General features: G+C 65.5%; 12 protein-coding genes. All 12 read right to left on the reverse strand.

The window, feature by feature from the left end; all coding sequences use genetic code 11:
• Positions 1-55: 55 nt before the first annotated feature.
• Entirely contained in the window at positions 56-1,468 is a 1,413-nt protein-coding gene (locus MFF13_RS26160) for a hypothetical protein (RefSeq protein WP_238273388.1), read from the reverse strand.
• Positions 1,469-1,479: 11 nt separating this feature from the next.
• Complete coding sequence (locus tag MFF13_RS26165) at positions 1,480-2,124, reverse strand: hypothetical protein (RefSeq protein WP_238273389.1); 645 nt, start codon at positions 2,122-2,124, stop codon at positions 1,480-1,482.
• Positions 2,124-2,354: a helix-turn-helix domain-containing protein gene (locus MFF13_RS26170; protein WP_238273390.1), complete on the reverse strand. Its 231-nt coding sequence runs from the start codon at positions 2,352-2,354 to the stop codon at positions 2,124-2,126. The genes MFF13_RS26165 and MFF13_RS26170 overlap by 1 nt, the downstream gene beginning before the upstream one ends.
• A gap of 15 nt (positions 2,355-2,369) precedes the next feature.
• A complete protein-coding gene (locus MFF13_RS26175) occupies positions 2,370-2,618 on the reverse strand; it encodes a hypothetical protein (protein ID WP_238273391.1) in 249 nt (82 codons plus the stop codon).
• A 205-nt stretch (positions 2,619-2,823) separates the two neighbouring features.
• Positions 2,824-3,051 (reverse strand): hypothetical protein, encoded by a 228-nt coding sequence (locus MFF13_RS26180; protein WP_238273392.1) that lies wholly within the window; start codon positions 3,049-3,051, stop codon positions 2,824-2,826.
• A 236-nt stretch (positions 3,052-3,287) separates the two neighbouring features.
• Positions 3,288-4,604: a tyrosine-type recombinase/integrase gene (locus MFF13_RS26185; RefSeq protein WP_238273393.1), complete on the reverse strand. Its 1,317-nt coding sequence runs from the start codon at positions 4,602-4,604 to the stop codon at positions 3,288-3,290.
• A 210-nt stretch (positions 4,605-4,814) separates the two neighbouring features.
• The gene (locus tag MFF13_RS26190) at positions 4,815-5,096 is read right to left on the reverse strand and encodes a hypothetical protein (protein WP_147827793.1); all 282 of its coding nucleotides are present in this window, start codon (positions 5,094-5,096) and stop codon (positions 4,815-4,817) included.
• Between the two features lie 378 nt (positions 5,097-5,474).
• Positions 5,475-5,933 carry a peptidylprolyl isomerase gene (locus tag MFF13_RS26195; RefSeq protein ID WP_147750105.1) on the reverse strand — a complete coding sequence of 153 codons (459 nt, stop codon included), beginning with the start codon at positions 5,931-5,933 and terminating at the stop codon, positions 5,475-5,477.
• A 70-nt stretch (positions 5,934-6,003) separates the two neighbouring features.
• Complete coding sequence (locus MFF13_RS26200; RefSeq protein WP_238273394.1) at positions 6,004-6,507, reverse strand: UCP034077 family protein; 504 nt, start codon at positions 6,505-6,507, stop codon at positions 6,004-6,006.
• Positions 6,508-6,513: 6 nt separating this feature from the next.
• On the reverse strand, positions 6,514-7,062 hold the full coding sequence (locus MFF13_RS26205; protein WP_147827795.1) for a peptidylprolyl isomerase: 549 nt from the start codon (positions 7,060-7,062) through the stop codon (positions 6,514-6,516).
• Positions 7,063-7,093: 31 nt separating this feature from the next.
• Complete coding sequence (coaD, locus tag MFF13_RS26210; protein ID WP_147827796.1) at positions 7,094-7,597, reverse strand: pantetheine-phosphate adenylyltransferase; 504 nt, start codon at positions 7,595-7,597, stop codon at positions 7,094-7,096.
• A gap of 155 nt (positions 7,598-7,752) precedes the next feature.
• Positions 7,753-8,020, reverse strand: a 268-nt coding sequence (locus tag MFF13_RS26215; protein WP_373322619.1) for an outer membrane protein, incomplete at its 5' end; no start/stop codon positions are given.

The following is an 8,020-nucleotide window of genomic DNA, read 5'->3' on the forward strand; positions in this document are numbered from 1 at the left end:
CAGTGGCGGCCGGCAGCTTGAACGATGAAGGCGCCCGATCGGGCCCCTTCATCGTTCAAGCTGCCGGCCGCCACTGGCCTGGTTTTACTCCGCCACAGCGGCCTGGAATTGGTCCGCCCTTTACATTGGGGCGATCTCCGATCAGCGATACGATTTCGCGGATCACGGCCTCGGTCTTGCCGATACCAACGCCGGCGCAGATCGCGACACGGGCAGGTCCGTCGAACAGCGCGGCCGCGCCACGGCCGCACGCCCCGACCTTGTGTCGGTCGCTGCCGTCGGCAGATTCGGTGTCGCGATGCACCGCGAAGAAGCTACGCGTGCGCAGAAAGGCCGTGCGAGCCGCGGCACCGAGCTCATGCTGCGCTTCGGCGAGCGTCCGTGTCGGCAGTGGATGGGACGCATGGCACGCCGCGCCGACCGAACCCAGACGCCGCTCGGTCTCCCGCTGCCGGTCACGAATCCATTCCGCCACGCGTGGAAGCGCTGCGATGCGTTCCTCGACCTCGGCACGGCGGACCGGATCTGCGGGACAGACCACCCACGCTACCGACGATAGATCGTCGATCACCGGCGTGGGATCGGTCTCGGCGCCATGCATCGCGATCCACGCGGCAAGCGCGGCCCGCAACGGCAGATGGAAGCCGTCCGCATCGTCGCCGATCCTGCTGCGATGGTAGGCGTAGCCGCTACCTTCGTAGGTCCGATCTGTCGGCGTGGTGCGGGCGTGACCGGTTCGTTCAATAGACGCAGTAAACCGCGCCGTGATCGGCACGGGAGTCTGCACGGCGTCGAGGGGTCCGCGAAGGATGCCGGTCCGCTGCGGGACCGGATCGACGACACCGGCCGCGAGTACCGGCTTGGCGACGTAGATCGGCTGTACATGGCTATAGATGCTGCCATCGACCGGACAGATCTGCGGCCAGCTTTTTCGCGGTTTCCCTGGAATGGGCTCGCGTTCGCAGAGCCACAGCTTCAGGTCCGCGCCGCTGATCGCGACGTCGTGCCAGAAAGCCAGGCGCATCCGCAGGCCGGGCTTGAAACCCTGGCTGCCGGTGAAACTCCACCAGCACGTTGCCTCGTGAAACTGCGGGGGCAGCAGCAACCGAAGAAAATCTGCAGCTGCCGCCGGCTCGGCGCGCCAATTGAGCCAATCCGGACAGGCGACCGCGTCGAAGTCGTGCATCGACCAGCGACGCGGTACGTTTTCGAAGAGCACGCCGAGACGGGCTGTCCGCCGGATGTCGCAGCCAGGTCCAGGCCGCCCACGGATCACGCATGAGAACGGATCGGAGGACGTCCCATCCAGCACCAGCGCAAGATCCGCGACGCATGAGACCGAGTGTTCGACGACTGCGAAATGCTTGGCCTTGTCGTACCCGGCGCCGATCGGAACGCCGTTTGGATCGAGGCTCCACCGCTTCGCCAGGACGAGCCCGAGGCTGCGCAACTGCGTGATGCTGTCCACCTGCTGGTTCTTCAGCAGCGGCCGGCCGGTTCGGACATCCCGAGCCACACCCCGGGAAGCGTGGTGACGGAGACGAAGAAGCGGCCACTGGTGATGCCGGTCGAGCGGGTGTCGCCTACGATGGCAATGATGGGCACACCGTCCGTCATGCCGACCAGGCGATCGAACGTGCGGTCGTCGAGGACGTGGGCAGCCAGCGAGCAAAAATTGTCGTGCCGGATCTCCGGCGTCTCTTTTGGCGCTAAAGCATGCAGCGTCGGACGACAGATGTGCCCTCGGCTGAGCGCCCGCGCGACGGTGTTCGCCTTCGCGATTCTGGGGCTTGGGCCGTTGGCAGCCGCTCGATGGTTGGCGATGTCAGAGATGCTGAGATGCGCACCGGAATAGCCACGCCGAGGATGAGCGTCCGCAAAAACGATGAGGGCCTCGCCCTCGGTGACGTTGTCGGCAAGCGTGCCGCCGATCCATAGCGGCGCTTTCGGCTTCGCTTCAGGGTTCAGGAACAGCGCGTCGCAACAAAAGGCGACGCTATGAAGAGCGGCGCTGACCGACAGCAGTTCCTTCGGCGTGAGCTGGCACGCGATGGAGTCGGCGACGAAGCGGCCGCCGGTCGCGAGATACTCGTGCTGCAGAAGCGGACGGAGTGAGACCTTCATCACGCGACCGCCGCGGCGCGGGCGAGGAACGCGTCGGCATCAATCCGGCGGATGACCGTACGGCCGCCGATCCGAGTACGTGCGAGCGAACCCTTCTTGAGCAGCCGCCAAACAGACGCGCGGGAAATGCGGAAGAAAGCGGCCAACTCGTCAACCGAAAAGGCGGCCGGTGCTGCAAGCGCAGACTGTTCGGGAGCGAAGAGGACGCCAAGCGTCTGACCGTTTTCCATGTCGGAACCCCGCGATCAGCGCAGCGACAGGCGGGCGACTTGGGCCCGCTTCGCCCGAGCGGCAGCCCCACGTTGAGAGGCTGTCCACGGCTCTGCGCGGCTGATGAATGAGATCAGGCTTACCGTATCAACGAGGGTACGGCCTGCGAGCCTTACGAACGTAAGCAGCCCGTCCTTCTCGGCTTTGTAGAGAGCCGCTTCGGATACCTGAGCAATTTCGCTGGCAATCGCGAGTTGCTGATGAGGGCGGTCCTGCCAGCGCATCTGAACGGTCGATGTCGAAGCGCCCGTACCCCGAAGTCGCTGAGCGCTGGGCAGACGACGAGAACGCGTAGCGGAGCTACTGCCGTGTAACTTTTCGATTTGCATGATAATCTCCCGTAGCAATGTGCTAGGAGAGATAGGTGAGACGCCTTCTACCAAAAAGCCGAGATAATTAGACCGACCTAAGTCATTATAAAATATGATTTTATTCGGTAATGTCGGCGATGCGTCGAGGGAGCGAAATTTTAACCAGCGATCGAGCTTTCCTAGCCTTGGTCTGAGCTCTGACAGAAGTTAATTTGCGTTTTACGCCCTCGGCCTTCATGGCGTGATTGCCCTTTGCTGCCTGCATTTGAACTGCAAGTTCTTCAGCATAGCCGGGGCGATTTTCACCATCGATAGATCTAATTATCCAAAGGGTTTCCTCGCTCATGGTTGCGACCGGCCGCCCTTTTGATTTCTTGATGTCCTCATATATTGGTTTAGGAGGCCCAAATACGGCAATATAGACTCCATCGACAAGCCTGGAGCGCGGCGGTGCTTGCCCCACAAGGCGCCGCGTCACTTTGAGGCTAGGATCTTTTACAATAAGGTCCGCTCGTGTCCTCGGCGGGCGCCCCATGATCCGACCAGCTTTCGTCAACTTTGTTCGAGCAGCAGGCTGAGTCTTCACGCGGCCACCTCGGCGATCGGGCACAGCCGTGTCGGCTCGGCGGGCGCCAGTGGAACCAAGGTCGGGCGAACGAGATCCTCGGTCGCATCGACGATGTATGCCGAGTAGTGGGCCTCGATCATTCCGACGCTTGTATCGTGCAGCGCCGCGACGAGACGGACTGGGAGCCGTGCGCAGAGCCCGCGGACGATCGAGCTATGGCGAAAAGCGTACATGACGACGTCGGCGGGCAGGCCAGCGTACGCTCGTGCTCTGGCCCAATCGTGTCGTGCAGTTGGAGACTCAGTCCAAGGGCCGCGTTCGGTCTTAATCCATTCGCGAGGCCCGACCTGCTTCTTCGTCCAGCGCATGAGAAGAGGTTCATGTCCCAAGCGACTAGCGAGGGCAGGCTGCAGCCCAGCGATGATGTCGGCGCCGACCGGCACGGCAATCGGAACCGACGTCTTACCGGGCCGTCCTTTCCTAGCCGGCGGGACCATGATCCGCATCCGTTCCACCTGGACGTCCGCAACCCTGATGCGTGCAACCTGAGAGAACCGTGCGCCAGTTGCCGCAAGGCACAGAATCATGCGGCCGAAATCGCCGGTCTCGTCGACGTGGAAGGCGCCGGCCACCAGCCGTCGAATGTCTGCGTCGGCCAGGATCTGTTTCCGAGCGTTCGCCTCACTCGGGACGGACTTGGTGCCGGCCTTGATCTCAGTTGGCAGGTTTGGCGGCAGCACTCGGCGGTGCTGATCGGCAGCTTGGTTGAGAGCGGCGCGCGTGACGGTCAAGATCCAGTTGACCGACCGGCCAGAGAGGTTGGGTGCGAGCCGCTTGCGCCAAGCAATAATCTTTTCCGACGTGAGCTTCGCCAACGGTGTCTCGGCGAACGCGGCATCAGATAGCACGTGCTTCTTGAGCAAGCCGGCCATGTAGTTCCGCGGCGTCTTCTTCCGTGCCGCGTAGGCATCAACATAGGCATCAAGCGCAGTGGCGACCGTGATGGGCGCCGACGGTTGCGCAGGGGCGTCGTCGACCCCCTCAATCTTTCGAAGCTCGCCGCGCGCCCACTCCATCGCTGCCGTAACAGCCGCCGGGTAAGGGAGGGCGCCATCGGCGGACCCTGCATCATCCGCCTGCGCAAGCCTCGCCTCCCGGCGATGGCCGTCGAGAACGAGCTTCGCGGTCCAAGTCCCTGACCCGCGCTGCGGCTTACGATAGCCGAGTGATACGCCTTTCCGGGAGCCTGCGATCCCCTGCCAATAGGGGTTCTTTGCAGCCGGCAGCCGCGCACGCTTTGCGGGACTGTCGACGATTGATACTTGCGCCATGACCCGTCTCACACTCAGCTCACACAGAGGTACAAACGAGGTATGATAGAGGTGACGCGAAAAACCTAGTGGCTGCAGGACGAAAGGTTTGTCATGGATCTCACGAACGAGGAATCATTCGCCTTCCAAGCTGAATACCCGGGTTCGATTCCCGGTACCCGCTCCATACCTCCCAAATCCCATTAATCGATCGCAGTCGCGGCGTCGCCTCTATCGTGCGACCGCCGCGAAGTGGTCGATCAATCGCGGGCCGTCCCAGATCTCGATCGCGCGACCTTCGGCCAGGGCGAGGGCATGGGCGATGGCCTCGTCGTCGCCGTAGGCCGGGAGTGCGTGCAGGCTCTTCGCGCCGTCGGCGCCGGTGACGATGGCGTGGTAGCGCGGCCCTTGCGCCGGCACCTTTCGGGCGCGAGCGGTGTCGGCGCCCGGCTGCAAAACTTCGTCGCGGATGGGCTCGGCGTCGTTCGCGACCGCATCCCGCTTCTCGGCCATCCGGTGAGGTCTCATCCAGGCGGGGCGGAGGAGACATCCTGGCCATCCGCGCATCGCCAAGCGATCCACGGCGTCGACTCGAAGAGACTTCGGCGAAGAGGCAGGACGCGCCGGACCGTCACGTGCCCGATGGATGATCCGCGCAAGTTGTAGGCTAGGTGCGCGGTCGCAGCACAGCACCAACATATGTTAGGTGAGCGGTACCGGGCGTGTGGCGTCACCCTGCGACCGAAACGCCGCTTTCGGCTCGATCAACGTCCGCTGAGAGCCGTCACCCGCATCGTCGCCTGCGGGGATACGCCCAATGCTCGATGACCCATTCGGGGGGCCGGGATCGCCCGTCGCCTCACGCTTGGAGGCGACGGGCGTTCGTTGAGGTCAGGCGGCGGCGATGGTCGCCTTGACGATCTTGTCGGGGGAGCGCGGCGGCTCGCCCTTGTTGATCGTGTCGACCACGTCCATGCCTTCGGTCACCTTGCCCCAGACGGTGTACTGCTTGTCCAGAAAGCGCGCGTCGTCGAAGCAGATGAAGAACTGCGAGTTCGCCGAGTGCGGGAAGTTGGTGCGGGCCATCGAGCAGGTGCCGCGGGTGTGCGGCTCGGCGTTGAACTCGGCGTTCAGGTCGGGCAGGTCGGAGCCGCCCGAGCCGGTGCCGGTCGGGTCGCCGGTCTGGGCCATGAAGCCGTCGATCACGCGGTGGAACGGCACGCCGTCATAGAAGCCCTGGCCGGCCAGCGTCTTGATGCGCTCGACGTGGTTCGGTGCGAGGTCGGAGCGCAGCGCGACGACGACGCGGCCCTTGGTGGTCTCGAGGACGAGGTTTTCGGTGTCGGCCATGTCGGTCTCCGGGTTGGTCGGGGAAGGGGCGCTGCGCCGGTCGGCGGCGCGGCGGGGTGTTCGGGTGCCGTCATCCGGGTCGGTTCGCGTCGACCTTCCGGTAGACGAAACGTAGGGCGACGGGTCGCCCGGCGATCGCTCGGCCGAGGCCGGGCGTGATGCGCGCCGGCAGGCAACGGCTCAGGCCGTCGAGGGTCGCATGCACCAGGGTCGGGCGCGTCTTGGGCCCGACGCCCCTCGCATACGTGATCCGCGGCGGCCCGATCAAGCTCCCGTCCCGCCGGAGCGACAGGCGGGCGGTGATCTCGATGTCGGGCGCGTCCTCGAGCGAGGCCGGAGGGCGCCAGCACGCCGCGAGCGCCGGATAGAACTCGGCCAGCGTGTTCGCGCGGGGGACGGGGCGTGCCGCCAGCGGCACCACGATCGTCGCCCGCAGGGTCTGCGGGAGGCTCAGCGGGTAGCCGGGCCCCTCGCCGTCGAGGGCGTAGCCGTAGAACGGCTGGCCGTCCCACGCACCCGCCGAAGCGGGCGCGAGGGCGGCCAGCAGCGCCGCCGCCGCACCCCGCCCTCGCATCGCGGCTTACTTCGCCTTCTCGGCCAGCTGCATCTTGACGATCTTGTCCGGGTTCTGGACCGCGCCGCCGGCCGCGCCGGGGGCGGCCCTCTTGATCTTGTCGACGACGTCCATGCCGTCGGAGACGAGGCCGACCACGGTGTACTGCCCGTTCAGGAACGACGCATCGCCGAGGCAGATGAAGAACTGCGAGTTGGCCGAGTTCGGGTCCGACGAGCGGGCCATGCCGACGGTGCCGCGGCGGAACTGCGCCGAGGAGAACTCGGCCGGGATGTCGGGCAGGCTCGATCCGCCGGTGCCGTTGCCCTTCGGGTCGCCGGTCTGCGCCATGAAGCCGTCCATGACCCGGTGGAACTTAAGGCCGTTGTAGAAGCCCTGAGCGATCAGCGTCTTGAGCTGCTTGACGTGCTTGGGCGCGATGTCGGGGCGCAGCTCGATGGTGACGCGGCCGTCCTTCGTGTCGAGGAAGACGGTGTTGGCATCCGCCGCGCGGGCGGCGGAGGTGCCCATCGCGAGGGAGATCGCGAGCGCGAAAAATGCGGTGCGGCGGTTCATGGGGAATCGTCTCCTTGGAAGGGGTGGTGGCCTAGCTTCGGCTTGCGAAGCGGGCCGCGAGGCGTTCGGCCACCTGGTGCGGCACGAAGGGCGACACGTCGCCGCCCATGGCCGCGATCTGGCGGACGAGCGTCGCGGTGATCGGGCGGACCTGGATCGAGGCCGGCAGGAACACGGTCTGGATTTCGGGGGCCATCGCGCCGTTCATGCCGGCGAGCTGCATCTCGTAGTCGAGGTCGGTGCCGTCGCGCAGCCCGCGGATGAACAGGCTAGCCTTGCAGCGGCGGGCCGCGCTCACCGCGAGGTCGTCGAAGGTGGCGATCTCAAGCTCCGTCCCCTCGGCCTCGGCCAGGGGCCGGCAGGTCTCGCTCAGCAGCTCGGCTCGTTCTTCGGCAGTGAAGAGCGGCGCCTTGCCGGGGTGGACGCCGATCGCGATGACGAGGCGCGGCACAAGCCGGCAGGCCTGGCGGACGACGTCGAGATGGCCGTTTGTGACCGGATCGAAGGAGCCGGCATAGAGCGCGATGCGGTTCATGCCCGCAACGCCCTAGAGGATTTTCATGACGAACGGAACCGCCGCTCCGGCCGAATGGGCCGGGAGCCCGAAACGCGAGAAGGGCGGAAGCTTCCGCCTCCGCCCTCCTCGCGTGTTCCGATCGATGCAGGCGCCTGGGCGCTTGGCGGTAGATCCTAGTAGGTGCCGAACTTGTAGTTGATGCCGGCGCGAGCGAGGCTGCCCTCGGTCGAGACGCGCGAGATGTAGCCGATCCCCGGGGTGCCGGCCGGGCCGACGTTGGCGACGACGAGGTTGCGGCTTCCGAGGTCGTAGCGGATGTACTCGCCCTTGATCGTCACGGCGCTGGTGCGGAAGAAGTTCAGGAACGACTCCGTCGGCAGCGCGTACTCGATGCCGCCGCCGTAGGCGTAGCCGGTCTCCATGCTGGAGCGGCGGGCGGCG

Source organism: Methylobacterium cerastii, from assembly GCF_022179125.1.
GTDB lineage: Bacteria > Pseudomonadota > Alphaproteobacteria > Rhizobiales > Beijerinckiaceae > Methylobacterium > Methylobacterium cerastii.

Excerpts from the sequence above, each read along its gene's own strand:
- MFF13_RS26195 (WP_147750105.1), bottom strand. The coding sequence starts at position 5,933 with ATGGCCGACACCGAAAACCTCGTCCTCGAGACCACCAAGGGCCGCGTC.
- MFF13_RS26200 (WP_238273394.1), bottom strand. The coding sequence starts at position 6,507 with ATGCGAGGGCGGGGTGCGGCGGCGGCGCTGCTGGCCGCCCTCGCGCCC.
- MFF13_RS26165 (WP_238273389.1), bottom strand. The coding sequence starts at position 2,124 with ATGAAGGTCTCACTCCGTCCGCTTCTGCAGCACGAGTATCTCGCGACC.
- MFF13_RS26175 (WP_238273391.1), bottom strand. The coding sequence starts at position 2,618 with ATGCGCTGGCAGGACCGCCCTCATCAGCAACTCGCGATTGCCAGCGAA.
- coaD (WP_147827796.1), bottom strand. The coding sequence starts at position 7,597 with ATGAACCGCATCGCGCTCTATGCCGGCTCCTTCGATCCGGTCACAAAC.
- MFF13_RS26185 (WP_238273393.1), bottom strand. The coding sequence starts at position 4,604 with ATGGCGCAAGTATCAATCGTCGACAGTCCCGCAAAGCGTGCGCGGCTG.
- MFF13_RS26205 (WP_147827795.1), bottom strand. The coding sequence starts at position 7,062 with ATGAACCGCCGCACCGCATTTTTCGCGCTCGCGATCTCCCTCGCGATG.
- MFF13_RS26180 (WP_238273392.1), bottom strand. The coding sequence starts at position 3,051 with ATGAGCGAGGAAACCCTTTGGATAATTAGATCTATCGATGGTGAAAAT.
- MFF13_RS26190 (WP_147827793.1), bottom strand. The coding sequence starts at position 5,096 with ATGGCCGAGAAGCGGGATGCGGTCGCGAACGACGCCGAGCCCATCCGC.
- MFF13_RS26170 (WP_238273390.1), bottom strand. The coding sequence starts at position 2,354 with ATGGAAAACGGTCAGACGCTTGGCGTCCTCTTCGCTCCCGAACAGTCT.